26 protein-coding genes, 1 tRNA gene and 1 pseudogene are annotated in these 26,662 nt (G+C 59.9%); 16 read left to right on the top strand and 12 right to left on the bottom strand.

What is annotated here, in order from left to right:
- Window positions 1-199: 199 nt before the first annotated feature.
- Window positions 200-730, bottom strand: coding sequence for a hypothetical protein (locus ACPYOP_RS29580; protein ID WP_481413811.1), 531 nt, complete (start codon window positions 728-730; stop codon window positions 200-202).
- A gap of 217 nt (window positions 731-947) precedes the next feature.
- Here ACPYOP_RS29580 and ACPYOP_RS29575 point away from each other — a divergent pair, with 217 nt between their 5' ends.
- The 3 genes from ACPYOP_RS29575 to ACPYOP_RS29565 all read left to right on the top strand — a co-directional run bounded on the left by ACPYOP_RS29575 (window position 948) and on the right by ACPYOP_RS29565 (window position 5,115).
- Window positions 948-1,934 (top strand): DUF4238 domain-containing protein, encoded by a 987-nt coding sequence (locus ACPYOP_RS29575; RefSeq protein ID WP_481413810.1) that lies wholly within the window; start codon window positions 948-950, stop codon window positions 1,932-1,934.
- Window positions 1,935-2,320: 386 nt separating this feature from the next.
- On the top strand, window positions 2,321-3,394 hold the full coding sequence (locus tag ACPYOP_RS29570; protein WP_481413809.1) for a glycosyltransferase family 2 protein: 1,074 nt from the start codon (window positions 2,321-2,323) through the stop codon (window positions 3,392-3,394).
- On the top strand, window positions 3,394-5,115 hold the full coding sequence (locus ACPYOP_RS29565) for a hypothetical protein (RefSeq protein WP_481413808.1): 1,722 nt from the start codon (window positions 3,394-3,396) through the stop codon (window positions 5,113-5,115). The genes ACPYOP_RS29570 and ACPYOP_RS29565 overlap by 1 nt, the downstream gene beginning before the upstream one ends.
- Window positions 5,116-5,278: 163 nt before the next feature.
- Here ACPYOP_RS29565 and ACPYOP_RS29560 read toward each other — a convergent pair whose 3' ends face one another.
- Window positions 5,279-5,698: a hypothetical protein gene (locus ACPYOP_RS29560; RefSeq protein WP_481413807.1), complete on the bottom strand. Its 420-nt coding sequence runs from the start codon at window positions 5,696-5,698 to the stop codon at window positions 5,279-5,281.
- A 303-nt stretch (window positions 5,699-6,001) separates the two neighbouring features.
- Between ACPYOP_RS29560 and ACPYOP_RS29555 the strand changes: the two genes are divergently transcribed.
- From ACPYOP_RS29555 to ACPYOP_RS29525, 7 genes are all read left to right on the top strand, one after another.
- Window positions 6,002-6,078, top strand: a tRNA-Pro gene (locus ACPYOP_RS29555).
- 130 nt (window positions 6,079-6,208) lie between these two features.
- Window positions 6,209-6,415 (top strand): hypothetical protein, encoded by a 207-nt coding sequence (locus ACPYOP_RS29550; RefSeq protein ID WP_481413806.1) that lies wholly within the window; start codon window positions 6,209-6,211, stop codon window positions 6,413-6,415.
- Between the two features lie 100 nt (window positions 6,416-6,515).
- The gene (locus ACPYOP_RS29545) at window positions 6,516-7,226 is read left to right on the top strand and encodes a pentapeptide repeat-containing protein (RefSeq protein WP_481413805.1); all 711 of its coding nucleotides are present in this window, start codon (window positions 6,516-6,518) and stop codon (window positions 7,224-7,226) included.
- Window positions 7,227-7,262: 36 nt separating this feature from the next.
- Window positions 7,263-7,760 (top strand): GAF domain-containing protein, encoded by a 498-nt coding sequence (locus ACPYOP_RS29540; RefSeq protein WP_481413804.1) that lies wholly within the window; start codon window positions 7,263-7,265, stop codon window positions 7,758-7,760.
- A gap of 177 nt (window positions 7,761-7,937) precedes the next feature.
- Window positions 7,938-8,387, top strand: coding sequence for a peptide-methionine (R)-S-oxide reductase MsrB (msrB, locus tag ACPYOP_RS29535; protein ID WP_481413803.1), 450 nt, complete (start codon window positions 7,938-7,940; stop codon window positions 8,385-8,387).
- The gene (gene msrA / locus ACPYOP_RS29530) at window positions 8,384-8,911 is read left to right on the top strand and encodes a peptide-methionine (S)-S-oxide reductase MsrA (RefSeq protein ID WP_481413802.1); all 528 of its coding nucleotides are present in this window, start codon (window positions 8,384-8,386) and stop codon (window positions 8,909-8,911) included. The genes msrB and msrA overlap by 4 nt, the downstream gene beginning before the upstream one ends.
- Entirely contained in the window at window positions 8,911-9,324 is a 414-nt protein-coding gene (locus tag ACPYOP_RS29525) for a DUF6314 family protein (RefSeq protein ID WP_481413801.1), read from the top strand. Before msrA ends, ACPYOP_RS29525 begins: the two co-directional genes overlap by 1 nt.
- A 31-nt stretch (window positions 9,325-9,355) precedes the next feature.
- Here the strand turns inward: ACPYOP_RS29525 and ACPYOP_RS29520 are convergent, their stop codons facing one another.
- From ACPYOP_RS29520 to ACPYOP_RS29505, 4 genes are all read right to left on the bottom strand, one after another.
- A complete protein-coding gene (locus ACPYOP_RS29520; protein WP_481413800.1) occupies window positions 9,356-10,438 on the bottom strand; it encodes a 3-deoxy-7-phosphoheptulonate synthase in 1,083 nt (360 codons plus the stop codon).
- Between the two features lie 427 nt (window positions 10,439-10,865).
- Entirely contained in the window at window positions 10,866-11,927 is a 1,062-nt protein-coding gene (locus ACPYOP_RS29515) for a porin (protein ID WP_481413799.1), read from the bottom strand.
- 537 nt (window positions 11,928-12,464) lie between these two features.
- Entirely contained in the window at window positions 12,465-12,830 is a 366-nt protein-coding gene (locus ACPYOP_RS29510; RefSeq protein ID WP_481413798.1) for a hypothetical protein, read from the bottom strand.
- Window positions 12,831-13,053: 223 nt separating this feature from the next.
- Complete coding sequence (locus ACPYOP_RS29505; protein WP_481413797.1) at window positions 13,054-14,619, bottom strand: MFS transporter; 1,566 nt, start codon at window positions 14,617-14,619, stop codon at window positions 13,054-13,056.
- Window positions 14,620-14,797: 178 nt separating this feature from the next.
- Here ACPYOP_RS29505 and ACPYOP_RS29500 point away from each other — a divergent pair, with 178 nt between their 5' ends.
- The gene (locus ACPYOP_RS29500; protein WP_481413796.1) at window positions 14,798-15,721 is read left to right on the top strand and encodes a LysR family transcriptional regulator; all 924 of its coding nucleotides are present in this window, start codon (window positions 14,798-14,800) and stop codon (window positions 15,719-15,721) included.
- A 167-nt stretch (window positions 15,722-15,888) separates the two neighbouring features.
- Window positions 15,889-16,949, top strand: a pseudogene (gene hisC / locus ACPYOP_RS29495) (histidinol-phosphate transaminase).
- Window positions 16,950-17,003: 54 nt separating this feature from the next.
- On the opposite strand, the gene ACPYOP_RS29490 reads toward hisC, so the two are convergent.
- Entirely contained in the window at window positions 17,004-17,951 is a 948-nt protein-coding gene (locus ACPYOP_RS29490) for a threonine/serine dehydratase (protein WP_481413795.1), read from the bottom strand.
- 48 nt (window positions 17,952-17,999) lie between these two features.
- On the opposite strand from ACPYOP_RS29490, the gene ACPYOP_RS29485 reads away from it, so the two are divergent.
- Window positions 18,000-18,299, top strand: coding sequence for an ArsR/SmtB family transcription factor (locus tag ACPYOP_RS29485; protein WP_481413794.1), 300 nt, complete (start codon window positions 18,000-18,002; stop codon window positions 18,297-18,299).
- A gap of 186 nt (window positions 18,300-18,485) precedes the next feature.
- On the opposite strand, the gene cysN is transcribed toward ACPYOP_RS29485, so the two are convergent.
- The 3 genes from cysN to ACPYOP_RS29470 form a co-directional block, all read right to left on the bottom strand.
- Window positions 18,486-19,976, bottom strand: a complete 1,491-nt coding sequence (gene cysN, locus ACPYOP_RS29480) for a sulfate adenylyltransferase subunit CysN (protein WP_481413793.1) — start codon at window positions 19,974-19,976, stop codon at window positions 18,486-18,488.
- A 1-nt stretch (window position 19,977) separates the two neighbouring features.
- Window positions 19,978-20,931, bottom strand: coding sequence for a sulfate adenylyltransferase subunit CysD (gene cysD, locus ACPYOP_RS29475; RefSeq protein ID WP_481413792.1), 954 nt, complete (start codon window positions 20,929-20,931; stop codon window positions 19,978-19,980).
- Between the two features lie 126 nt (window positions 20,932-21,057).
- Complete coding sequence (locus ACPYOP_RS29470; protein WP_481413791.1) at window positions 21,058-21,798, bottom strand: phosphoadenylyl-sulfate reductase; 741 nt, start codon at window positions 21,796-21,798, stop codon at window positions 21,058-21,060.
- A gap of 490 nt (window positions 21,799-22,288) precedes the next feature.
- Between ACPYOP_RS29470 and ACPYOP_RS29465 the strand changes: the two genes are divergently transcribed.
- Complete coding sequence (locus ACPYOP_RS29465) at window positions 22,289-22,735, top strand: RrF2 family transcriptional regulator (protein WP_149636936.1); 447 nt, start codon at window positions 22,289-22,291, stop codon at window positions 22,733-22,735.
- A gap of 29 nt (window positions 22,736-22,764) precedes the next feature.
- Here ACPYOP_RS29465 and ACPYOP_RS29460 read toward each other — a convergent pair whose 3' ends face one another.
- Complete coding sequence (locus ACPYOP_RS29460; RefSeq protein ID WP_481413790.1) at window positions 22,765-24,114, bottom strand: chloride channel protein; 1,350 nt, start codon at window positions 24,112-24,114, stop codon at window positions 22,765-22,767.
- Window positions 24,115-24,307: 193 nt separating this feature from the next.
- On the opposite strand from ACPYOP_RS29460, the gene ACPYOP_RS29455 reads away from it, so the two are divergent.
- Both ACPYOP_RS29455 and ACPYOP_RS29450 read left to right on the top strand, forming a co-directional pair.
- Window positions 24,308-24,580: a YlcI/YnfO family protein gene (locus ACPYOP_RS29455; protein ID WP_481413789.1), complete on the top strand. Its 273-nt coding sequence runs from the start codon at window positions 24,308-24,310 to the stop codon at window positions 24,578-24,580.
- On the top strand, window positions 24,577-24,876 hold the full coding sequence (locus tag ACPYOP_RS29450; protein ID WP_481413788.1) for a type II toxin-antitoxin system RelE/ParE family toxin: 300 nt from the start codon (window positions 24,577-24,579) through the stop codon (window positions 24,874-24,876). The genes ACPYOP_RS29455 and ACPYOP_RS29450 overlap by 4 nt, the downstream gene beginning before the upstream one ends.
- A gap of 12 nt (window positions 24,877-24,888) precedes the next feature.
- On the opposite strand, the gene betA is transcribed toward ACPYOP_RS29450, so the two are convergent.
- Window positions 24,889-26,538, bottom strand: a complete 1,650-nt coding sequence (betA, locus tag ACPYOP_RS29445) for a choline dehydrogenase (protein ID WP_481413787.1) — start codon at window positions 26,536-26,538, stop codon at window positions 24,889-24,891.
- Between the last annotated feature and the right edge of the window lie 124 nt (window positions 26,539-26,662).

Below are 26,662 nucleotides of genomic sequence, written 5' to 3'. Positions count from 1 at the left end.
TTCGCTCTCCTCGCAAAGGCAAAAAGTGTAACCCATGTCTCCGGTATGAACTGTCACCCCTCTCTCGGGAAGGACAATCCAATAAAAACAGGTAATTAATATACTTTGGTCAGGGCTAAGTGTTACAGTTATATTGATGTTCCGCACGTAATTCGGGCCAGCTTTTCGACCGACACCGACGACAACATTTAAGCCGGTATCAAAAATGTAGGAGCACAGAAAATGCTGCTTCGACAGCGCGGAAAGTAAAGCCTTCGCTATTCAACGGATTTCGACTTGTTTCCATGACAGAGTAGGCGCGTAAAGAAGAACCGAGAATGCAGAGCGCTGATAGGATGCCGAAGGCTATTCCAAGCCAGTGCGTCCAATTGATCGCCTTTCTTACCTTTTCGTTGAATGGCGGCCAATGCTGATGATCGTAGATCATGCGAGGTGTTGCCTGCTCGTAGTATTGGGCATGCAGGCTCCAATTCGCCCATACCGCAAGTCCAGCCAGGAAGGCCAAAAGGATTCCGGCGACATGCCACCAGAAAAGAAGAGGTAGGACGGATTTCGCCAGCCTCTCATTCTGAGCGAGAAAAGCGATAGTCGCGCCATGGACAAGCAAAAGCGAGGCGATCAACCACTTTCCGTAGTCTGCATTTAGCTGAAGCGAGTGATATTTGAATTTTAGGAAATCCTCATACCTGAGCTTCCGATTTTCTATTTCTTCTTCGCGCGTGATTGGCATGGTGATTCCTCCCATCTTATGATCGGTGTACATGGCGCAAAAGAAAAGCCAACCGGGGAAATCTCTGGGCTTCTCTTAAAGGATGTATAGGAATGGATATTCAGAACTGAGTTGTTGTGTATCGCGCACAAACGCTTCTCGCATAACGCCCTTCGTTCAGGGTATCGTCAATCGGTATGACGAAATCTTCTATGGCGCTAAAGCAGTAAAGAAAAAGATGGCCGCGAAACGCACGAAAAACCAGCACTATGTCCCGCGTTTTTATCTTGAGCACTTCGCGGCTAAAGATGGGATGATTTGGACCTACGATAAGAAGTCATCCAATCCGGGGACAGACGCAAGGAAGGCAACTCCAGAGAATACTGCCGTCAGCACCAACTTCTATTCAGTGCAAAACGAAGATGGCTCCTACAATGACCAGCTCGAAGACATGCTTGGTAAGATCGAGAGTGATGCCGCGCCTCTGTATGGTTCCTTGCTCGACGGTAAAGTGCCAAGCGGCGGCGATAAGGATGTAATGGCGGTTTTCTTTGCCGCGCTCTATGCCCGAAGCCCTTCACTCATCAACAACGTAGCATGGCTAACTGGTGCTATGGCGCAGCTAACCACAGGTACGACATTCTCGAATCGAAAGCTCTTCGATGAGACCATGGACCAGATGGAAAAGGAGAAAGGCAGGAAGGCTACTACAAAGGAAGAAAGGGATAAACTATTTGCTTTTATGGGGGATCAGGACCGCTTCAATATGGCAGTGCTACAGAAAGCCGGTTTGATGGCGATGTCAGCGATAGAACCTGTCATGGACGTGTTTCGAAAGATGCACTGGATTTTGGTGAAGAGCGAAGACCAACATCTGATAACCAGCGACAACCCGGTGGTGAAGATAAATCCTGATCCGTCGCCCTTTTACGGCGATGGTGGCTTTCTAATGCCAAGCGTTTTCGTAACGGTTCCTATTTCTCCAAAAATCCTGCTGGAAATGTCGTGGAAGAAAGCCCCCGATTCTCGATTGTTCACGGCGAACCGAGAGCGCGGACGGCTTTATAACAAACAGCGTGCAGCGTTCGCCGAGCAATATGTGTTTTCCTCGGAAGCGGACACCGGCATTGGTGCTCTGGTGAAGAAGAACAAGGATAATGGCGTAAAAATCCGCATGAGTGGGCCGAAATTTTCGAACATTGTTGTCAAACGGAAGCTCGACTAGGCCTGCCGATTTTCACCGGCGAGTTTTGTGCTTCAAGCTATCCGCTTCCTCTAAGACGCAATAATCGCATTTATCTTCAGCTGGATCCTACGGCGAGCCTCCTTTCGCCGGGCGCCGAGCATTACCAGCAATTGTAGTCAGTGGACTCATGGCGTGGCTAATTCTGCATCGTGAGATGGACCGCTTCTGCAGCCGTAGGGTCTGCCCAAGTTTTCGAGACCGTACAGATTTTGTATGGGTAGAAAAATTGCTGCCTCCGACAACCGGAAAAAGGCTCGCGTATGAGGTCAACGGCATCGTGCCCATATGCCCGGATTTTAGAGCCTTTAAACCTTGCTTGACCTTTTTCCTCCATCCTGATCGCCATCACTTCGATACAGGCGATCATGAACCACGCTTCCCAAGAATTGCTGCTTTCCATCGTTGCCCCCTGCCACAATGAGGAGGAGGGGCTTGGTGAGTTTTGCCGGCGGGCGGTGGCGACGGCGCGGGAGATTGCTGGCGAGGCCTTCGAGATCATTCTGGTGGATGACGGGTCGACCGATGGCACCTGGGAGGTGATCGCCTCGCTTGCTGCCGAGACGCCGCAGGTGCTTGGCGTGCGGCTGATGCGCAATCACGGTCATCAGCTTGCCGCGACTGCCGGTCTTGCCGCCTCGCGCGGCGCGCGGGTGTTGCTGATCGATGCCGATCTGCAGGATCCGCCGGAGCTGTTGCTGATGATGATGCCGGTCATGGATCGCGGCGCGGATGTCGTCTATGGCCAGCGCGTGCGCCGTCAGGGTGAAAGCTGGTTCAAGCTCGCTTCGGCCTCGCTCTTCTATCGGCTGCTGTCGCGGCTCGCCTCGGTGGCGATCCCGCGCGATGTCGGCGATTTCAGGCTGATGCGGCGCCGTGTTGTCGATATCCTGCTGGCGATGCCGGAGCGGGATCGCTTCATCCGCGGCATGGTGAGCTGGATCGGCGGCAAGCAGGTGGCGCTGCCCTACGAGCGCGATGCGCGCTTTGCCGGCACCACCAAATATCCGCTGCGCAAGATGATCAATTTCGCGCTCGATGCCATCACCAGCTTTTCGACGGTGCCCCTGCGCATCAGCACCTGGCTCGGCCTCGTCAGCGCCGGCTGCGCGGCCCTGCTGCTGCTCTATACCCTTATCCGCTGGTTTGCGGGCGAGACGATCGTCGGCTGGTCGAGCATCATGGCGGCGATCACCGCCTTCAGCGCCATCCAGCTCATCTGCATCGGCATCATCGGCGAATATGTCGGCCGGCTGGTGCAGGAGAACAAGCGGCGGCCGATGTTCATGATCGAAAGCCTGCTGCAGGGCGGCCGATCGCTCGATATCCCCAGCGACTTCTCCGACCTGGACGCGACCGGCAAGCGGCAGGCGCTTGAGCGTGTCTTGAGCGACCCCAGTGAAGGGGCTGATAACGCGGAGCAGGTGAGGGCGATCCGCTGATGCCGCAACTATCAGCAAGCGCGCCATTGGCCGAAGGCGCGGCCGCTTCCCCGAGCGTGCACGAAACAACCGATGCGGATGCCGCCATTGTCAGCCAGAAGCCGGGTCTTGCGATTGCCGCCTTTGTGATCCTGGTCGCGATTTTCGTCACCGTCTTCAAATTCCCGCCGATCCTCGATTATCCCAACCACTATGCGCGCATGTGGCTGCTCGCCGGCGGCATCGACACGTCGCCCTTCCGCGAGATCTATGCGCTCGATTGGAATAGGACGTTTACGAATGTCGGCATCGATCTCGCCGCCTATTGGCTGGGGCCGCTGATCGGCGTTTCGCTGCTGGCGCGCAGCCTCCTCTTCCTGGCGATCGTGCTGCCGCCGCTCGGCGCGATCGCCCTGCACCGGCGCCTGCATGGCGGCGGCTATTACTGGCAGATCGGCATATTGTATTTCGCCTGGTGCGCGACGCTGATCGGCGGCTTCATCAATTTCCAGATCGGGCTCGGCATGGCGCTGCTTTTCGCCAGCGCCGACCACGCCCTGCAATTGCGCCATCCGGCTGTATTGTTCGGCTGGCGGCTGCTTGCCGGGCTGCTGCTCACCGTCATGCACATCTTTTCGCTGGGCTTCTACATGGCGCTCGTCTGCGGCCTCGAATTCTCGCCGACGACGGCGGCCTTGAGATCGCCCCGCGCGTTCCTGCGCCTGTGCGGCAGGCTTCTGATCGCGATGCTGGCCTGCACCCTGTCGGCGATCTGCCTGTTCTTCTACCAGCCTGTTTTGCCGGATGGCGGCGGCGGTCTGGACGCCTCCTGGAACGATTCCGTCGTTCTGATACTGGCAAACCTCATGTCGGCGCTGTGGAGCTATGCGCTTCTGGCCGACATGCTGCTCCTGATCCCGCTGGTCCTTATCTGCACCTATGCGATGCGCACGCGCCGTCTGACCATCCATGCCGGCATGGCGGTCGCGGCTGCCGGCCTGCTGCTCTTGTCCTGCGTTGCGCCGCGCCACATGCTCGGCACCGGCTGGATCAGCTGGCGCTTCCCGATCATGATGGCGCTTGCGGCCATTGTGATGGTCTGCCCCTTGCCACGCCTGCCGCGTCGCCAGGCTTTCCTCGTCATGCTCGTGCTCTCGACCGTCGTCCTCGGCCGAACGGCCTGGATCGGCTTCAACTGGTGGCAGGGGGATGCCGATGCCGCCGCCGTTCGCACCGTGCTGGCGGCCGTTCCCGAGGGCGCGGCCGTCCTGCCGGTCATGCGGCAGCCGAACGAGCACGGCGTTGCGGATCATCGCTATTTTGCCTGGAACCAGGATACATTCCGGCATCTGCCGACGCTCGCCGTCCCCTACGCCCATGCCTTCGTGCCCACGCTCTTCACCGCCAAGGGCAAGCAGCCGCTGACGGTGTTGCCGCCCTGGAGCGGCATCGCCGTGTCGGAAGGCAATCTTTTCTCCATAAGCCTGCTGGATTGCCCCGACGAGATCAGCGCCGTCAGCGGCATTGCGCCCTATCTCAATGATTGGCGGCGGCACTTCGATTTCATTCTGCTGGTCGATGCGGATGTCGAGGATCGTTCCGGCGGTGGCGTGCCGCAAGGCGTGAGGCTCGCCGCCGAAACGCCCTTTGCCAAGGTCTATGCCATCGACAAGACCTTCATGTCGGCTGTCGACGCGCCACGGCCGAAAAGCTGCGCAGAAATCGCGGCTGCTAACGGCTAAGACCTGCAAACCCGACCGGGCGACCCTTGCAGGCCGCCCGCTGGCATTATCCCGTGATGAAGCTTTACAGCGCCGTGCATCTTTTAAGACGCGCCAGGGGCGCTGTGACTGCTGCACAATTCTCCCTTAAATCGATTCCGATTCAAGGAACTATGCAGTAGCCTCAGCTTTCCGCTGCTTCCGCCTTTTCCGGCGGGGCCAGAAGTTCGGCGCAATAGGATGAGCCGCTGACGCCAGGCTGGTCGCCGAGAATTTTGACCGAGCGGATCTCGTAGCTCTGGTTGGTGACGATATCGGCCTTGCAGCTGAGGGAGCGCTTGCCGGCCTTCTTGCCATCCTTGTTGACGATGGTGACGTTCTTATAGCCGCCGCGCCAGGTGTAGACGCGGCTGCCGCCTTCGTCTCGGTCGGAGAGTGGCGGGCCGTAAGCCGCGAAGAAGCGGCCTGCGGATTGGCCCTGCCAGCGATCCTGAACGGGGTTCTTCGCGAGCAGCGGCAGGGCTGCTGTCGTTGTCGTCGTCGTGGTGCTGCAGCCGGCCAGTGCCAGCAACAGTCCAGCCGCGGTAATCATGCGGATATTCATCGTGTCGTCCTTGAGCTTCTGTCACGCATTCGGTCGCGGAAAGGCCGCTGTCCCACGGCATTTTCCACCTGTCCCGCCTAGGCCTTTAGCGCCAAAGCCGGCAAAAGAAAATTCCCATCCGCGTGTACAAGCGGGATTTTACTTGATCTGTTGCGTCTTTTGCACGCCCGCATTCTTGTCCTTGGTTTCCTGCCGATTTTCTAGGCAGACACGGCTGTAATTTTTTCGTCAAAAATCAAAAGGTTTTTTGAGATTGGTGCTTGTGCATCAAAAATGGCTGGTCTATAGAAGCGCCGCTGGTCACGGAGTGTAGCGCAGTCTGGTAGCGCACCACGTTCGGGACGTGGGGGTCGAGTGTTCGAATCACTCCACTCCGACCAGCTTAAAATACTGATCTTCCTCCCGAAAATCTCCCCGGAAATATGACCTGAATCCCGTTTCGAAGATCGGGCGGCTATCGGCTGATGCGCTTGCCCCTTCTGTTCCACTACGTGACGGCCTGAAATCGGCTTGCCTGAGATCATCTTCAGCCGTCGCGCCGCTGGCTTGGAGCTCGGGCGCATGTCTCCGTCAGTATTCCCGGCTAATATCAAACCACGCATCAAGCCTGCTTTTGTAAAACCAGCTCTTTTTGTCGCCCAAAGCACTATATACAAGGAAAAGGGACGTGCATCCGACTCGGACAAGAGTTCGGCTGGCGGTGCTGAAGCGGAGTGACGGAATGGATCTTGTTGATGGGGCGACCCGGGCGGCCGGGGAGAAAATTGCGAGCGCGCAAAGGCGGCGTGCGATGTGGTCGGACGCCGTGGGGCGTGGAATGGGGCTAGCCACAGGCCTCGGCGTATTGGCGCTGAGCGCGGTGTTCCTCCTGGGCTCCGGCACCAATGCGCTGCGTGCCGCCGATTGCGGCAACGTTGCCGCACCCGGCCTCGACTGGAGCGGTTGCAGCAAGACCAACATCATGCTGCCGAACAGTGATCTGCATGGCGCCAATCTCGCCGGCGCCCATCTCGACAGCACCGATCTGAGCGATGCCAACTTGACCTCCGCCAATCTCGAGAAGGCGACGCTGGTGCGCACCTGGTTGAAAAATGCTAAGGCTGATGGTGCGAACTTCGCAAAGATCGAAGCCTATCGCTCCGATTTCAGCAAGGCCTCCGCCAACGGTGCTTCCTTTGCCAATGCCGAATTGCAGCGGGCGGAATTTGCCGATGCTCAGCTCAACAATGCCGATTTTCAGAAGGCGGAACTCGGGCGCGCCGATTTTGACAAGGCCGTGCTGACAGGCGCGAATTTCTCCTTTGCCAATCTATCCCGAGCAACGCTGACGGGCGCGATGATGGACGGGGCGACCTCCTTCAGCGGAGCCTTCATGTATCTCGCCCGTATCGAAGGCCTCGACCTGTCGAAGACAAGCGGCCTGCAGCAGGCGCAGATCAATCTGGCTTGCGGGGACAATAAGACCATCTTGCCGTCCTGGCTGAAGGCGCCGTCCAGTTGGCCTTGCCCTCCGGACGAAAAGGACTGACGATCTCTCAGGCGGCATCTTCGAAAGGCCAAGCCCATGTTCGTGGAAAAAGCGATCCAAAACGACAGCAAGCCTGAATTCTATCGCGAGCTTGCCGATCAGCTGAAGGCCTTGCTTGATGGCGAGCAGGATTCGATCGCCAACGCCGCCAATACCTCTGCGCTGATCTTCCAGATGCTGCCTGATCTCAACTGGGCCGGATTCTATTTCCTGCAACGGCCAGATGAACTTGTGCTCGGGCCATTCCAGGGCAAGCCGGCCTGCGTGCGCATTGCTGTCGGCCGCGGCGTCTGTGGGACGGCGGTCGAGAAGGCCCGGTCGGTCCTCGTCGAGGATGTACATGCTTTTCCCGGACATATTGCCTGCGATGCGGCCTCGCGATCGGAGCTGGTCGTGCCGCTCTTCCGCGATGGAAGGGTCTTCGGCGTCATCGATCTCGACAGCCCGCTTCCCGGCCGCTTCGATCGCGACGATCAGGCCGGCGTCGAGACGCTCGCGGCAATTTATACCGCCTCATGCAAGGGGAATGGTTGAGGAAGAGAGGGCAGGGCGTCACGCAGTCGTGATCGATATGGCAAACCGATCGCGTGATGCCTATATTGGCTCTGCAAACACTCCCTTAGCGCTGATCGAGCTTCATCCGGCCCTTTCGCGTCCCCTGATGGACCCGGCCCAGCTCGGAAGGTATGCCGAGGGGCATGGAGAACAACAATGGGCAAATACAGCAAGACGGCAGAGGCCATAGCCAAGCTTACCCCTGAACAATATCGCGTGACGCAGCAAAGCGGCACGGAACGTCCCGGCTCGGGCGAGTATCTCTACAACAAGCAGTCGGGCATCTATGTCGATATCGTCTCGGGCGAGCCGCTTTTTGCCTCTGCGGATAAATTCGATTCCGGCTGCGGCTGGCCGAGCTTTACCAAGCCGATCGAACCCGCCAATGTCAGTGAACTGACGGATGCGTCGCACGGTATGGTGCGCGTCGAAGTGCGCTCGGCAAATGGCGACAGCCATCTCGGCCATGTTTTCCCGGACGGACCGATCGATCGCGGCGGCTTGCGCTATTGCATCAATTCCGCCTCTCTTCGCTTCGTGCCGCGTGACCGGATGGAAGCCGAGGGCTATGGTGCCTATATCGATCAAGTGGAGGATGTAAGATGACAACGGAACGTGCAGTTCTCGCCGGCGGTTGCTTCTGGGGCATGCAGGATCTCATCCGTCGCTATGACGGCGTCATCTCGACGCGCGTCGGCTATAGCGGCGGCGATGTCCGCAACGCCACCTACCGCAACCACGGCAGCCATGCCGAGGCGATCGAAATCGTTTTCGATCCGCAGAAGATCAGCTATCGCGATCTGCTGGAGTTCTTCTTCCAGATCCATGATCCCTCCACCCGCAACCGTCAGGGCAACGATGTCGGCTTGAGCTACCGCTCGGCGATCTTCTACACCAGCGAAGAGCAGAAGCAGGTCGCGCTCGATACGATCGCCGATGTCGACGCTTCCGGCCTGTGGCCCGGCAAGGTCGTCACCGAGGTCGCGCCGGTCGGTGATTTCTGGGAAGCCGAGCCGGAGCATCAGGATTATCTGGAGCGCTATCCGAACGGTTATACGTGCCATTTCGTCCGGCCCGGCTGGAAGCTGCCGCGCCGGCAGGCGGATGCGGCGCAGCGCGCCGCCTCCTGATGAGGGGATCGGCCGGCATTGGCCGGCTGAAACCTTTCCTCGGCACATGGGAGGTGAAGCGGCGGATCATCGACCGCTTCAATCGCTCCCTCATCACATTCGAGGGACAGGCGTTCGTCACGCCTGTCCAGTTCGAGGAACACGGCGATACCCGAAGCGAGCACGCGACGCTGAGAAGCAGCCGAACCTATCGGCTCGATGACGCGGACGACGATCTCGTCGTGCGTTCCCCCAATCTTTCGGAATTCATCCACATCGGTGAGGGTGCGTCGCAACGCGTCACCCATCATTGCGGCCCCGATCTTTACCGGGGCCGTCTCTTCTTTCGCACGTCCGATGCCTGGGCGGAGATGTGGCATGTGCGCGGACCCAGAAAAAACTATCTGAGCCTCGCGCACTACCGACGTATTTGACCCGAACCGGGTCCCCGAATGGCGGGCAGCGTTAACGCGCCCGGCGCCGTGCCTGAACGGCCTTTGCCAGGTCTTCCAGCGTACGGACCGAGGTCGGCCAGTCGATGCAGCCGTCGGTGATGCTCTGGCCGTAGACCAGAGGCTTGCCGGGCACGAGGTCCTGGCGGCCGGCGACGAGATTGCTCTCCATCATCATGCCCTTGATCCGCCGATCGCCCGCCGCGACCTGCTCAGCGACTGATGTCACGACGAGCGCCTGGTTTTCCGGATTCTTGCTGCTGTTGGCGTGGCTGGCATCGATGATGATGCGCGGATCGAGCCCGGCCTTGAGGGACTGTTCCGCCGTCGATTGCACGCTTTCGGCATCGTAGTTGGGCTGCTTGCCGCCGCGCAGGATGATGTGGCAATCCTCATTGCCGCGCGTCGAGGCGATCGCTGCCAGGCCTTCCTTGGTCACGGCCGGGAAGTGATGCGGCTGCGATGCCGCGACGATCGCGTCGAGCGCGATGCGCACGTCGCCATTCGTGCCGTTCTTGAAACCGACGGGGCAGGAGAGGCCGGATGCCAGCTGTCTATGCACCTGGCTTTCGGTCGTCCTCGCGCCGATCGCGCCCCAGCTCACCAGGTCGGAAATATATTGCGGCGTGATCGTATCGAGATATTCGCAGCCTGCCGGCAGACCGATCTCATTGACGTCGAACAGCAGCTTGCGGGCGATGCGCAGGCCTTCCTCGATGCGGTAGCTGCCGTCGAGATGCGGGTCGTTGATCAGGCCCTTCCAGCCTACAGTGGTCCGCGGCTTCTCGAAATAGACGCGCATGATGATTTCGAGATCATCAGCGAAGCGGTCCCGCTGTTCCTTGAGGAGTGCCGCATATTCATGGGCCGCTGCCGGATCATGGATCGAGCAGGGGCCGATGACGACGATCAGCCGGTCGTCTCCATCATGCAGGATATTGTGGACGGCATTGCGCGCCCCGGTCACGGTCGCCGTCACCGGCTCGTCGCGGGGGATCTCGTCTATGATCCGAGAGGGCGGCGTCAGCGCCGTGATCTCGACAATGCGCAAGTCATCAGTGGAATTCAACACGGTATCGGTTCCTTTAAGGGTCATACCGTGGCGACAAAAAAGCCGCCAGGTAGACTAGCGGCTGTTCGGGTCTTTGCTGTCGTGTCTTTTCTAACTACGCACAGGCCCGCCTCCGCTGAGAGCAGCGGTACGAATAAAATCGCGAGGCATATGTGAGAGCGAATGACATGCGCTGTCTGTACGACAAAAAGTGCGGGATGTCGATGCGTTGATCGCAGGGAAATTCAGGCAATTGGAGGCGGCGCTATGATTTGCTCGACAATCAAAGTGCCCACGCGCCGGCAGACTTTCCGGCCAGCATGGCCGCGGCATTTTCGGTGGCCGAAGCACGTCATGATAGCGGTAAAATGAATCAACCCCTTCTCGGGAAGACCGGCCCGACTTCGCTGGAAGTCAGGCCGGTCCCCATCCGATCAGGGGTCAAGTCAGATCAGATCTCTGTAAAGAGGTCTTAGAAGGTACGCTGGAAGCGCAGGATACCAGCCCACTGGTCCTGATTGATGGAGTCCCAGTTGGTGTAGGATACTTCCGGCGTGATCTGCAGGTTCTTGACCGGGTTGAACTTGACGTTCGCGGTCGCTGCGAAGATCTTCGAGTCGGTGTAAGCAACCTGAGCGTTAGCCTGCAGCTTTTCGTTGATCGGAACGGTGACGCCGCCCCAAACAGCCCAGTCGCCCCAGCCGATACCCTTGGCAGGGCCGGCGCCGTTGGCGTTTGCGTATTTGTTCAGCTTGTCGCCATCGGTGTTCCAGCCGCCCATCAAGAAGGCCTTGAAGACGCCGAAGTCGGCATCGACGCGAGCCTTGATGGCGCCTTCTTCGACGATGGAGTCATAACCACCGACGATCTTGAAGCCGAAGTTGCCAGCCTTGTAGCCAGCACCGGCAACGACGTCGGGCAGGTAGTGGTTGGTGCTGTCTTCGCCGTTAGCGCCCTTGGCGCCCGAACCGGAGTTGCTGTCTTCAACCGAGACTACAGCCGTGAAGCCGTTGCCGGCGTCGTAGTTGTAGGTCAACTGGTTGAGTTCGTACGGGCCGTCATTGACCACGTCGTCGTTGATGACGCCGCCGGCATAACCGATGTACGAGTTATACTGGGAGTCAGCCTTACCGACGAGGAAACCGCCGAGGCTGATGTTTGCGAACAGAAGCTTCGTGGTGGTCGCGCCGCCATCCTGCCAGTCGAAGCGGATGACCGTGTTGGTCTTCAGCGGACCGTATTCAGTGTCGGTCGCAGTGTCGAGGCTCAGATGAGCACGCGTGTGCCAGAGAGTGCCATTGTGGCTGTCCGGGTTGTAGGCATCATACCACTTGCCTTCGGTACGGACATAACCGCCGATCTTGAGGCAGGTTTCCGTACCCGGAATGAAGAAGTAGCCAGCGCCGTATGCGTCGCAGATACGGACGTATTCGAGCGGTTCCGGCTCAGCGGCAACAATGGCGTCGGCTGCATGAGCGCCGGATACTGCTGCAAGGGCAGCAGCGGAGCCGAGAAGAAGGCTCTTGATGTTCATAAAAACTCCAATCCAATATAGATTGGGCATAGGCTATCGCGCCGAAAAATCGACGTGCCTCACCCTATCCCTGTTAAAAACCCCGACTCGGGAGAAACGGGCCCCACCCGCTTCTGGCTCTTATTAGAGACGAACACCGAGAAAGTTATATGATATATTTTTCGCAGAATGCCTTTTTTGTGGTTTTAAAATTTCAGTTGCAGGAAAGCCACATCTGCAAATACAGATAGTAAGTAACGCATAATATTGGCTGCGTAATAGTCATTCCGAGGTACGAAATGACCGTCATCTCGACTTCCGTCATCTTACGGATACTGTAAGATGAGCTCAGGCGGCTCCGGCTAGAGCCGGATGATTTTAGGTCGGGTCGACCTAAAATCTGAATCCGCTCTAGAATCAAAGAAGTAGAGCGTGATGTCGCCCGAAAACCGCATACACTTTTCGGCATCACGCTCTAGCGGCCATCTTGCGTTTCAGCCGCACCGGTATACTCGACCAGCGGCGGAAAGCGCTCCGTCGAAAGAACTGCTGGTTGTTTCAGTAGGATGCGGGCCGCTTCGAGGCGGAAACGATCAGCTTGCTGAGGGCCGAGCCGATCATGATGCCCCAAAGCCCACTGGTCATCCCTATGATGATATCGAACGTCGAGCCATAATTGCCGTTCGCCACGAAATGCGACACGGAAAGCGCAAGCACGCTGCCGATCATCAGAAGACAGGTGAAGGAGGGGGATTGCGGGTAGGCGAGGCGAGCAAGCATGCCCGCTATGCAGAGAGCGCCGGCACGAAAGATATCGAACGGATTGCCAAATGTGGCCTGCCAATTGAAATGCGCAAGCGTTACACCGATGAGCGCCGCTAGGTAGGTCCAGGCAATAGTTTTCAAAAACCGGTCTGATATCATGGGGATATCTTATAGCAGCAGCGCATATGAACGCCAGTCTCGTGCCGTTCCGCTGATTGTCCGAGTGCCTATTCGGCGCGCACATTTTATGTGGCGGCGAAACATTCTGTTGCGACACGCCAAGGTTTTTGGCCCTCATCGGCCTTCGATTTGCCGTCTTGCTATGCCGCGATCGCTGACCGGACCGCCGGGACCGAGGCCCCGGCTGGCCGCTGCCGCTGCCTTAAGCTTTCGATGCGCGAAACGTCTCTTCGTCCTCTTGCAATTGATCCGCGTCTTCAGCCGTGACGGTCGATGAGGCCCGGCCGAGGAAGGAAAAGACGACGATTGCGGTGATGACGGTGATGGCCGTCAGCAGCCAGAGCAGCGCGCTGAAGGCGTGGCCATAGTCCCGAATGAGGACGTCATGACCGATCGCCGGCATATTCGAAGCCGCTGCGGCCAGATTGCCGGTAACGAGCTGTTGCGCCGCGGCCGAAGCATGCTCTCCCGCCGCCGATATCCCGAGCTTCGACTGGATGAGGGCGGAAAGAACGGCGCTGACGACCGCAAGCGCCACGCCTTCGCCGGCAACGCGGGTGGTGCTGAAGATGCCGGTCGCCATGCCGGCGCGCTCCTTGGGAACGACGCTGACGGCAAGCCCATCCATCAGGCCCCACGGCAGGCTGATGCCGACGCCGATCGTCAGCAGCGGGCCGATGAGCACGGAGGGAGCCGAACCCGCCGTGAAATGGCTGAGCCAGAACAGACCCGCAGCCGAGATGACAAGGCCGGTGCCGCAGATCGTTGCGGGGCTGAACCAACGGGTCAGAAGGCCGGCGACGATCGGCAGGATGAGCAGCGGTGCCGATAGCGCAACCATCATTCGCCCGGCGGCGATCTCGCTCATGCCCTCAATGCCGACGAAGCGCACCGGCAAAAGGATCAGCAGTACGACAAAGGCATAGGCGGGTGCCGCCGCCAGCAGCTGCACGCCGACGAAGCGCGGATAGCGAAACAGGCTGAGGTCCAGCATGGGCCGCTTCACGGTGCGCTCGATGACGCCGAAGGCGAGGAAGAGCAATGCGGCTCCGACCAGCAGGACGATGACGAGCTTATCGCTCCAGCCTGTTTCGGGCGCGCGCAATACGCCATAGGTGAACAGCGTCAAGGCAAGGGTGAAGCTCAGCGTGCCCGGCCAATCCAGCCCCGCCGCATCGGGATCACGGGACTCGCGCAGATAATAGGCCCCGAGGCCGAGAGCGAGCAGCGCCAAGGCGACAACGAGAAGAAATATCGACGGCCAGCCGAAGGCATCGATCATCAGGCCGGAGGCGATCGGCCCGAAGGCGAGCCCGACGCCGAAGCTGGAGCCGACGATGCTGAAGGCCCGCATACGCGCCGCGCCGTCGAATTCCTGGGCAAGCGAGGCCATGCCGCCGGAAAAGGCGGCGGCTGCACCAAGGCCCTGCAAGGCCCGCAATATATCGAACCAGACGATATCGCCGGCCAATGCCAGCCCGGCCGAGAACAGGGCGAAGCAACCGACGCCGAAAAGAAAGATGCGGCGCCGGCCAAAGCTGTCCGCCAGCGCGCCCGATGCCATCAGGCAGCTGCCGAAGGTCAGCATGAAGGCGTTGGTGACCCAGTTGAGAGCGATCGGGCTGCCGCCGAGCGTTCGGCTGATAGCCCGCAAGGCGACGGCGGGGCCGGTGAATGTGAGCGGCATTGCCGCCGCGGCGCAGCAGACGGCGACGAGCACGAAGAATTTCTCGGTCGGACTTGCGACCTTTGTCTGAGGTGAGGTCATCGGATTACCGTTGGTTTTGAGCAAGGGAAGGCCGTGGGAAATCTCGGGGTGATGCTGGCCAAAAAGGCCGCCCACGAGTTTGAAATGACCCGAGCAGGATAGTTTTGCTGCAATTGGATGATAATGGCGCTATAGCTCCACATATACCGGAATAAAACGCTCGAATGGAGTGTGCACCATGGATCGCTTGAGTGGATTGACGGCCTTCGTTCGCACGGCGGATCTCGGCAGTTTTGCGGCCGCCGGACGCGTGCTCGGTCTTTCTGCCTCAGCTGTGGGCAAGGCAGTCAGCAATCTGGAACGCCAACTTGGCGTTCGCCTGCTGCAGCGCTCCACGCGCAGCATCCGGCTGACCGAGGAAGGGCGTCTCTTTCATGAGCGCTGCAGGCGCGTGCTTGACGATCTCGACGATGCGCAGGCCTCGCTTGCCCAAGCGGTTGCCGTGCCGCGCGGACGGCTGCGCGTCAGCGTGCCGATCGTCAGCTATCATTTTCTGCTGCCTGCCGTGCCGGAATTCGTCTCCCGTTACCCCGAAGTCGAACTCGACATCGATTTCAACGACCGCATCGTCGACATGATCGAGGAGGGGGTCGATGTCGCCATCCGCAGTGGCGACCTGCCGGATTCGCGGCTGATATCGCGCACCTTGCGGCCGTTTCAGATGCTGCTCTGCGCCGCGCCCTCCTATCTCGAACGCTTCGGTGTTCCCGATTGTCCGCGTGATCTCAACGAGCATCTGGCTGTCAGGTTTCGCTTTCCCAATAGTGGCAAGCTACAGGATTGGCCGCTGACCATGCCGGAAGGCGAGCCGGAACTGAGGATGCGGACGGCCTTTGCCTGCAACAATATGGAGGCGGTGCGCGGCGCGACGGTCGCCGGCCTCGGTATCGGCTGCATGCCCGATTTCCTCGTGCGCAGCACGCTTGCGGAGGGGAAGCTCAGAACCGTTCTCGACGATTTCATTGACGAGCCCGGCCATTTCCATCTGCTTTGGCCGTCCAATCGTCACATGTCGCCCAAGGTTCGCGTCTTCGTCGATTTCCTGAGCGAGCGGCTTTTCGCAAAAAGCTGCGATGTTTTTCCGGCGACGGCTACTGTTTGAGAAAGAAACCTGGCAGCCGGTTTGAAGCCTGCATGCGGCCAGGCGGGATATTTTCCAGAATCGTCTTCGAAACGGTTGTCGCAGGAATTCGATTTTGCGACGGTGGAAATCTTACATTTATTTTACCGAGCCGATCCGGGATCGGCAGCCAAGATTTGGAAATCACGATGAGCCGTTTCTGGAGTCCCATTGTTCATTCTTTGACCCCCTATGTCGCCGGCGAGCAGCCGACGACAGGCGGCATGATCAAGCTGAACACCAATGAAAGCCCCTACGGCCCTTCGCCGCTCGCGCTGGAGGCGATTTCGAAGGCGGGGCGTCCGATGCACTTCGGCTCTATCCCGATCCGACGGCGCGGGAGTTGCGCGCCGTGATCGCCGAGAGCTTCGAGATCGACAGGGACGAGGTCTTCGTCGGCAACGGATCGGACGAGATTCTGGCGCACACGTTCCAGGCGCTGCTGAACCACGAAGAGCCCCTGCTTTTCCCCGACATCAGCTACAGCTTTTATCCGACCTATTGCCGCCTCTACGGGATCACGTTCCGCCAGGTTCCCGTCGATGCGGAGATGCGGATACGCCTTGGCGATTATCGCCAGCCCTGCGGTGCGATCATCCTGCCCAATCCCAATGCTCCCACCGGGATCGGCCTGCCGCTGTCAGACATCGAAGCGCTTGTCCGAGAGCATCCCGACCAGGTCGTGGTCATCGACGAAGCCTATGTCGATTTCGGTGGCGAGAGCGCCGTTCCGCTTGTCCGGACATATCCGAACCTGCTGGTAGTCCAGACATTGTCAAAATCCCGCGGGCTTGCCGGTCTGCGCGTCGGTTTCGCCGTCGGGCAGCGGCCCTTGATCGAGGCACTGGAAAGGGTGAAGGACAGCTTCAATTCCTATCCTCTCGATCGGCTTGCGCTGGCGGGCGCCGTGGCGGCCTGGAAGGATCGCGACTGGTTCGAGCGTCATCGCGCTATGATCATCGCCAGCCGCGAGCGCCTGGCCGTCGGGCTCAAGGAACTCGGCTTCCACGTCCTCCCGTCATCCACCAATTTTCTGTTCGCCCGGCATCCAAACAGGCCGGGCGCCGATCTGGCGGCGGAACTGCGGAGCCGGGGAATTTTGATACGGCGATTTTCGCCGGAGCGCATCAGCGACTTCCTGCGCATCAGCATCGGCACGGATGAGGAATGCGATCGCCTGCTGGCGGCGCTTGGCGAGATATTGCAGTGACCTTACGCCTCGGAGTGGATCCTCCGAGGCAAGCCGCCAACCGATAGAACGGCTTCAGTCGAACCGAACAGCCGTCGTGTTGGCGCCGCAGAGCAGCACGGCCACACGCTCGTCCAGCGCCGGGACATATTTGCGAGCGAGCAACGCAGCAAAGGCCGTCGCTCCGCCGGGTTCGGCGACGATCCGCAGTCGATCCCACAAGGTCTGCTGCGCCTGACGGATTTCGTCGTCGGACACCAGCACAGGGCGCTGCGCATAGGCGCGGGCGATCGGGAACATGAGCTCGCCGACGCGTTTTGGCGCCAGTGAATCGGCGGCAATGCTGCCGGCAGGAGCATCGACGGGGTGCCCTGCCTCGAAGGCCTGCCAGAGTGTCGGTGCGCCTTCCGGCTCGACGGCGACGACACGCACACGCCCCTGGAACCAGGCCGCGATCCCGCCGATCAATCCACCACCGCCGACGGCGACAAGCAGCGTATCAATATTAGGAATATCCGCTTCGATCTCGACCCCGATCGTCCCTTGCCCAAGCAAGGTCTCTGCCTGGTCATAGGCATGGATCGCCATGGCGCCGCTCTCTTCCACCCATTGCAGGCTGGCGGCAAGGGCATCAGCATAACGTTCCCCGCCGATGACGAGGTTCGCACCATAGCCACGGATGCGCTCGGCCTTGGCTGGCGAGGTCACGCTCGGCACGAAGATCGTCGCGGGAATGCCAAGCTGCATTGCGGCATAGGCGACCGCCGCACCGTGATTGCCGCCCGATGCCGCAACGACACCAGATGCCGGCACCTCTCTGCCAAGCAGGCTGGAAAAGGCGCCGCGCGCCTTGAACGAGCCGGAATGCTGCAGAAACTCGAGCTTGAAGCCGAGATAACCCGGAGCAAAGCCGAAGTCCGCCATATCTGCATGCAGAACCGGCGTGTGGCGGATATGCGGGCGGATCCGCTTTTCGGTTTCCGCAATGCGCTGGGGGGTGATGGTGTCGGAAAGCATGGGCATCTCGCGGTCAAAGTTGACAATGACTTTGTTACTTAGCAAAGTGACGAAATGCAAGAGCTCGATCTCATCAAGGCTTTGGCCAACGAACGCCGTCTCATCATTCTGCGATGGCTGAAGGATCCCCGCGCCAATTTTGCGCCGCAGCTCGATGGCGATCTTGTGGAGGATGGAGTCTGTGCGCTCCTCATTGCCGAGAAACTGAAAATATCCCAGGCAACGCTGAGCGAGCACATGCGCATTCTGGTGCAAGCCGGCCTGGTGCGGCCAAAGCGCATCAAGCAGTGGATTTTCTACAAGCGCGATGAAGCTCGTATGGCAACGCTGGCTGCCGTTGTCGCGAGCCTCTAGAGCAATTCCTCGTAGCGGTTTTCCGTTCGCAATTGCGCGAAAACAAAGAGATAGAGCGGTTGAAAGATTCCGTGAGACGCTGAACTGCTTCGAGGATATCGCAGCGCCGTCGGGGCGGGCAGCTTCTCCAAATGAAAAAGGCGGCAGAGCCGAGCCCGCCGCCTTCCTCATCAGATGCGATAGCGATCAGATGTCGCTTGCCGCATTCGTCCAGATTTCCGCGGCCTGTGCTGCGGTCACGCGGCGAACGTCCGTTTCATCGCGGCGGCTGGCGAAGAGTTCGCTTGCCATGATCTGCTCAGCGAGATCTGCGGGCAGGGACAGGAGAACGCGCTGGCCTTCCTTATGGATGCCGCCGAGATCGGAACGCCTGCCGGTGATCATGCCGCCGGCAACCGTGTTGTTGCTTTCGGGATCGATCAGGATGAAGGAACCGGTCGAGCGGTTCTGCTCATAGGGGTCGAAGATGGCGCTCTCGTCGAAGGTCAGGCGGACCTTACCGATCGCGTTCATCCAGAGTGCCTGCGCCGGTGCCCATGCGCCGGTCTTGAGTTCGAGCTGGGCGATCGGCTGAACCTGCACGCGCTGGCGACGGCTGCCGCTCTTCAGCCAGTAGCGCTTGCCCGGTTCGATGCCTTCCGGCTGTAGTGCGACGATCTGGGCGTCGAAGGAAAGGCCCGTCTGCGGCTGGCTGTCGATGGCGACGATCATGTCACCGCGCGATACATCGACTTGACGATCGAGAACGAGGGTGATGGCATCACCGGCAACCGCCGCGTTGCGCACCAGATCGAAGGTGACGATCTTCGAGACATTGGCGACCATGCCCGACGGCAGGATCATGACGCTGTCGCCGGGCTTCACCGAGCCGCCGGCAACCGTGCCCTGATAGCCGCGGAAGCTTTCACCGGGGCGGGAGACGCGCTGCACCGAAAGACGGAAGCCGACCGCCTGTGCCGAGCGGACGGTCGCCAGCTCCAGCGCCTCGACCAGCGTCGGGCCGTTGTACCAGGGCATGACAGCCTGACCGGAATAGACGACGTTCTCACCCTTCAGCGCCGACATCGGAATAGCCGTGATCTGCTTGACGCCGAGCGAAAGGGCGAATTCGCGGAATTCGTTGGAGATTTTCTCGAAGCCAGCGCGGTCGTAATTCGTCAGGTCAATCTTGTTGATGGCGAGTACGAACTGCTTGATGCCGAGCAGCGAGGCGATCGTCGCATGGCGGCGGGTCTGCTCGAGGATACCCATGCGCGCATCGACCAGCAGCACGGCAAGATCGGCGGTCGAAGCACCAGTTGCCATGTTGCGGGTATATTGCTCGTGGCCGGGCGTGTCGGCGACGATGAAGGAGCGCTTGTCGGTCGAGAAATAGCGATAGGCGACATCGATGGTGATGCCCTGTTCGCGCTCGGCCTGCAGGCCGTCAAGTAGCAGTGCGAAGTCGGGCAGGCCGAGATCGTTCTGCTTGCCGGTTGAATCGCGCTGGAGCGTGGCGGCCTGGTCTTCCTTGACCGCCTTGGTATCCCAGAGAAGTCGGCCGATCAGCGTGGACTTGCCGTCGTCGACGCTGCCGCAGGTGATCAGGCGAAGGGGGCGCGTATCGCGAAGGGCCTTGACCGGTTCTGCGGCAAGCCCAACAGCGGGAATTGTGACGACGTTGGCGTTTACGGTCATCTCAGAAATATCCTTCGCGCTTCTTCTTTTCCATGGAGCCGGACTGGTCGCGGTCGATGGCGCGGCCCTGTCGTTCGGAAACCGTGGCGATTTCCAGCTCTGCAATAATGTCTTCCAGCGTCGTTGCGGTGGAGCGGATGGCCCCCGTCAGCGGGAAGCAGCCAAGCGTGCGGAAGCGGATCAGCTCCTCGCGCTTGACTTCGTCAGGCAGCAGCTCCAGCCGCGGATCGTCCGCCATGATCATCATGCCGTCGCGCTCGACGACCGGGCGCTTCGCTGCGAAATAGAGCGGCACGATCGGAATATCCTCGGCCTGGATGTAGCGCCAGATATCGACCTCGGTCCAGTTGGAGAGCGGGAAGACGCGAACGCTTTCGCCCTTGCGGATCTGGCCGTTATAGACGTTCCAGAGTTCCGGACGCTGGTTGCGCGGATCCCAGCGATGGTCCGGCGTGCGGAAGGAGTAGATGCGCTCCTTGGCGCGCGAGGCTTCCTCGTCCCGGCGGGCACCGCCGAAAGCGGCGTCATACTGGCCGGCATCGAGCGCCTGGCGCAGCGCTTCCGTCTTCATGATGTCCGTATAGCGCGCCGAGCCATGGGTGAAGGGCGTAACATTCTCCGCCTTGCCGCGCGGATTGATGTGCTCGATCAGATCGAGATCGTACTTCTTCACGATCTCGTCGCGGAAGGTGATCATCTCGGCGAATTTCCAGCCGGTGTTGACATGCAAGAGCGGGAAGGGGACGCGGCCTGGATAGAAGGCCTTGCGGGCCAGATGCAGAAGCACCGACGAATCCTTGCCGATCGAATAGAGCATCACCGGACGCTCGAATTCGGCCGCAACCTCGCGGAAGATATGGATGGACTCGTTTTCAAGCGCCTTCAGATGCGGATCGAGCGGCGGCTTGACGCTTTGCGGATTGGAAATTTCCGTATCCGTACGGCTATCGGGCATTGATGACTCCAGAACTTTCAAGTGTCCCGACCAGAATATGGGCCGGAAAGAATGGATGCTTTGGCTCCCGGTGGATCGGCGGCGTAGGAAACGCGCTTCGGATCGATGCCGGAGCCGGCGGGTGTATTATTGTGCTGTTGCAGCAGCGCCCTCTTCGTGGACATGCAGACCGCATTCGCGTTTTTCATCGTTTTCCCACCACCAGCGGCCGGCGCGCTCGGGCTCGCCCGGCTTGATTGCCCGCGTGCAGGGCTCGCAGCCGATCGAAGGATAGCCGCGGGCATGCAGCGGGTTAACCGGAACGCTGTTGTCGGCAACATAGGCGCGGATGACATCGATGTCCCAGTCGGCGAGCGGGTTGATCTTGATCAGGTTGCGCTCGGGATCGAATTCGGCAAAGGGCGTATCGGCGCGATTGGCGGACTGGCCGCGGCGCAGGCCGGTGATCCAGATGGTGGCGCCCGAGAGGGCACGCGCAAGCGGCTTCAGCTTGCGCACACCACAACAGGCATGCCTGGCTTCAACGCTTTCATAGAAACCGTTCAGCCCGTATTTTTCAGCATAGGCATCGATATCGGCCTGTTCCGGCTCGTAACGGATGATGCGGACATCGTATTGGCTTTCCGTCTCGTCGATGAGGGCGAGCGTTTCCGGAAAAAGACGGCCGGTCTGCAGGGTCGCCACTTCGATCGGCAGACGGTGATTGCCGATCTCTGCCGTGATCACCTGATCTTCTATCCCGAGCGACGTCGTGAACACGGTGCGGCCACCGAGGCCGGCGACGAGGGACAGACGGCCAGCAAGATCGAGCGATGCGAGACGGCTGTTGAGCGTCGCGGCGTCTTCAATTGATGTAATGGCAGTCATGGGGGATCCTGTCCTGATGTTGGCAGGAGTATCGCAGCTCGTGACGTTCGCGGACAGAAAAATAGATTTCGAAACGAAGCGGATGGAGAGTAAATATCTCCATGAAGCAGCACCGATAAGGAAAAGCGACCGCCTCGGCTGTTAACCAAGGCGTTTCGCCGCCGGAAGCGACCCTTCGGAAGCACTTGATATGGCTCGCCATGTTTAAGTGCTTGCTTTAATGTCTATAGAAATAGTAGAGTTACACATAGCTTGTCAAACGGAAATCGGAAGTGATGCCCAAAATGATGCGCTGCGGCTGATTTTGCGCTAAACTATGGGCATAGCGACAAAGAATGACAACAAGTCTGGGTTGCTAATGTCTCCTGGCATTGCGCCATGGATGTGAGTGCTTCGAAATTGCCCGGGGGACGAGGGCTGAGGAGTTCTGGAGCGGACCGGCTGAATCGATCGGCCGAACGTATCGCATGTGTGTGTGAAGCGGTTCGAAATGATTACTCAGAAAGCAAAATATGCGCTGCGCGCGCTTTCGGCTTTGGCGCAATCCGAGGCCGGCGAGCCGATGATGATTTCCGACATCGCGGCCCAGCAGAAGATCCCGAAGAAATTCCTGGAACAGATCCTTCTCGACCTGAAACATCAGGGCATCGTGATCAGCCGTCGCGGCAAGCAGGGCGGTTATCTCCTGCGCAAGCCGGCGGATGAGATCACCTTCGGCGAGATCCTGCGGGTCATCGATGGCCCTCTGGCGCCGCTGCCCTGTCTGTCACTGACAGCCTATCGCCGCTGCGACGATTGCGATGGTGAGCAGACCTGCGAAATCCGGCATGTCTTTGCCCGGGTGGCGGATGCGACCCGCAAGGTCCTCTTCTCGACGACCATAGCCGACGCCATTGCTCAGCCCGATGGAGCTGAGGTCACGCGGTTGATGGCCTAATCAAGATTCGGAACGGCAGGCCCTGGGCCTCAACCGGCAACGTGTTCTTCGCCGGCTTCCTTCTCCATGGCTCGCCGGGCACGGATCGCCGCTGCGATGAAGACGCGCGACAGGCCGTGATAGAGCGGCTCGCGCGAGAGCAGCCGCGACGTCACATAGCCGATCATCGATACCGCCATGATCGGGATGACGGCCTGATGATCGCCCGTCATTTCGAGGATGATGACGAAGGCGGTCATGGGCGCCTGGACGACACCGGCGAAATAGCCCGCCATGCCGAGGATAGCCGCAAGCGCGATGCTGCCGCCGACCAGCGTGCCGACCGTGCTGCCGAAACCGGCGCCGACGGCAAGCGATGGCGCAAAGATACCGCCGGGAATGCCCGAGATCATCGACAGAAAGCTCGCCAGCAGTTTTTCGACAAAGAAGAGCAGCGGCAGGGCATGCCCTTCCACCGCGCCGCGAGCCTGCTCGTAACCGGTGCCGAAGGTCTGGCCGCCGGAAAGAACGCCGACGGCGGCAACGACGAGACCGCACAGGCCGGCAAGGATCAGCATGCGCCCGAGTGGCTGTGGCTGCGCCCAGCGACGGATGCGGATGCCGGCATAGAGTGCCAGCCCGCTGAAGGTGGCGCCAAGCGCCCCGCCGCCAACGCCGCAGATCAGCATGACGATCCAATCCCGAAGCATCGTCGGGGCGGCATCGGCCGTGCCGAAATAATTGTAGCTGCCGGAGAGCCCGAGTGCCGCGAGGCCGGAAAGAATGACGGCGGTCAGAACGAGGCCGTTGGCACGGGATTCGTAGGTGCGGCTCATCTCCTCGATGGCAAAGACGATACCGGCAAGCGGCGTGTTGAAGGCGGCGGCGATGCCCGCGGCAGAGCCGGCGAGGATCAGCCCCTTCGCCTGCGCCATGCCGCCGAAGCGTGCGACGGCCAGCATGAAGGACGCGCCGACCTGCACCGTCGGTCCCTCGCGGCCGATCGAGGCGCCGCTCAAGAGGCCCAATATGGTCAGCACGATCTTGCCGAAAGCCAGTCTGAGCGAGAGCAGTTTTGTTCGATCTTCTTCATGATGCAGATGCCGTGCGGCAATCGCCTGCGGAATGCCGCTTCCCTGCGAATTCGGAAAAAGTGTCGCGGCAAGATAGGCCGACAGCACGAAGCCGAGCAGCGGCAGCAGCCACATCCACTCGCCCGATTGGGTCACGCCCGCAAAGGCGCGCTGCGCCAGATCGGCCAGTTTGGCAAAGCCGACGCTGATTACACCAATCGCCAAAGCCCCCGTCCAGAAGACCAAGCGCGGCCGCCAGAGATTGAAGGATCCCCAGATGACGCGGGAGCGGCGGAGCAGCTTGGACTTGCGGTAGATAGGGGGCATGGGATGTGTGACCGTTATGCTGGCCCGCATGCCCTTTGGAGGCATTTTTCCGGGCCGCTCACCTCGTGGGGAGAATTGCGATATCGATCTTTCTTACAGAATTTCCTTTTGCGGCCAAGGATTAATCCACGTGTTGACCGTTTCGAGCGATCGAATAGAATGTATCGCAATTGCAATGCAAAGGGGCCGATGAATGAAATCCGCTTCCATACCTCCCTTGAGGGTTGATCCCGCCTTGCGCGCCGCTGCTGAAAGCGTGCTGAGAGAGGGTGAGACTTTGTCAGCATTTGTGGAAAGCTCGCTGCGTGCGCAGATTGAACACCGCCGAACGAGGGCTGAATTCATTGCTCGCGGCCTTGCTGCGCGGGAGGATGCGAAAAAGACCGGCGTGTATCATAGCGCTGAGGACGTGCTGGGAATGCTGAAGGGCAAACTTGAAGCCGCCAAAGCTTCCAAGCACAAATGACATTTGCGGTACGCTATTCCCAAGGCGCGCTCGAAGATCTCGAACGGCTGTATGATTATCTGCTTTTGAGAGATGTCGAGCTTGCGGAAAAAGCCTATCACGCAATCGTCAAAGCAACGGAATTTCTGGAGAATTTTCCGTTCAGTTGCCGCAAGGTGTCGGCTGACAACGCATTTCTCCGTGAACTCGTCATCCCTTTCGGCTCTTCCGGTTATGTCGCTTTATTCGAGATCGAAGACAGCGAGACGGTAACGATATTGGCGATCAGGCATCAGCGAGAGGAAGACTATCACTGATGCCCGCCCATCTTACCGATCACTCGTCTCCCACCGCGGGTTGATCCACGGCTCCTGGTTCGAGCGTGCCAGCCTCGCCTTGCCGAGAATATGGTCGGCCGCCTTTTCGCCGGTCATGATCGAGGGGCCATTCAGGTTGCCGTAGGTGATATGAGGGAAGATCGAACTGTCGGCGACGCGCAGGCCATCGACGCCGATGACGCGGGTATCGGGATCGACCACCGCCATCGGATCGTCCTTCGAACCCATCCTGCAGGTGCCGCAGGGATGATAGGCGCTTTCGAGATGCTCGCGCAGGAAGGCGTCGATCTCATCGTCCGTCTGGACGTTTGCTCCCGGCTGGATCTCCGCTCCGCGATAGTCGTCGAAGGCCTTCTGCGCGAAGATCTCGCGGGTGAGGCGCACGCAATGGCGGAACTTCTCCCAGTCTTCCGGATGGCTCATATAGTTGAAGCGGATTACAGGATCGGCCTTCGGGTCGGAGGAGCGCAGCGTCACGTTGCCTCGCGATTTCGACAGGTTGTAGCCGACATGCACCTGGAAGCCATGGCTCTTGGCCGCCGCCTTGCCATCATAGCTGATGGCGACGGGCAGGAAGTGATACTGGATATCGGGCCGCTTGACTCCGGGCGCCGAGCGCAGGAAAGCGCAGGCTTCGAACTGGTTCGAAGTGCCGAGACCCGATTTGAAGAACATCCATTGCGCTCCGACGATCCCCTGCATGTACCAGGGCAGCCAGGAATAGAGCGATACCGGCTTCAGGCTGGTTTGCTGGAAATAGAATTCCATATGGTCCTGCAGGTTGGCGCCGACGCCCGGCCGGTCGACCTTTACCTCGATGCCCATATCGCGCAGATGCTGTCCCGGGCCGATGCCCGAGAGCATCAGCAGCTTCGGCGAGTTGAACGAGGAGGCGGAGATGATCACCTCGCGGTTCGCCCTGATGATCTCGATCTTGCCGCCGCGCTCCACCTCGACGCCGGTCGCGCGACCGTTTTCGATGACGACCTTGCGGGCGAAGCAGCGGATCAGCCTTACGTTCGGCCGCTTCAGCGCAGGCTTGAGATAGGCCGTCGCCGCAGACCAGCGCCGGCCCATCCAAGTCGTCTGCTCCATCAGGCCGAAGCCTTCCTGCTTGCTGCCGTTATAATCCTCGGTCGCCTCGAAGCCCGCCTGCTTGCCGGCTTCGATGAAGGCGTGGAAAAGCGGGTTGCGAGCATCGCCCCGGCGCACATGCAGCGGGCCGTCTGTGCCGCGCCAGCCCTCTTCGCCGCCATGTGAATGCTCCATCCGCTTGAAGTAAGGCAGCACGTCGGCATAGGCCCAGCCTTGAGCGCCGAGCTCCTCCCATCGGTTGAAGTCCTCCGCATGGCCGCGCACATAGACCATGCCATTGATCGAGGACGAGCCGCCGATCACCTTGCCGCGCGGGGCGGTGATGCGGCGGTTGTTGAGCTGCGGTTCGGGCTCGGAGAGATAACCCCAATTGTAGCGGTCCATGCTCATCGGCCAGGCAAGTGCTGCCGGCATCTGGATGAACGGGCCGAAGTCGCTGCCGCCGAACTCCAGAACGATGACCGAATGCTTGCCGTCTTCCGACAGACGCGCAGCCATGGCGGAGCCGGCCGAGCCCGAGCCGACGATGATGAAATCTGCTTGCATAACGATGTGCTCCAAGTGGCAACAGGCGTAAATCGAGGCGGTTCTATACCCTCCCCTTGAGGGGGAGGGTCGGCCGCAGGCCGGGGTGGGGTGATTGCAGGTACGCGCGCTGCGGCTGGTCACC

Source organism: Rhizobium sp. KNZ2-6A, from assembly GCF_056755475.1.
The sequence above is the reverse complement of the archived record's forward strand: the minus strand, read 5'-3'. Positions and strand labels throughout refer to the sequence as shown.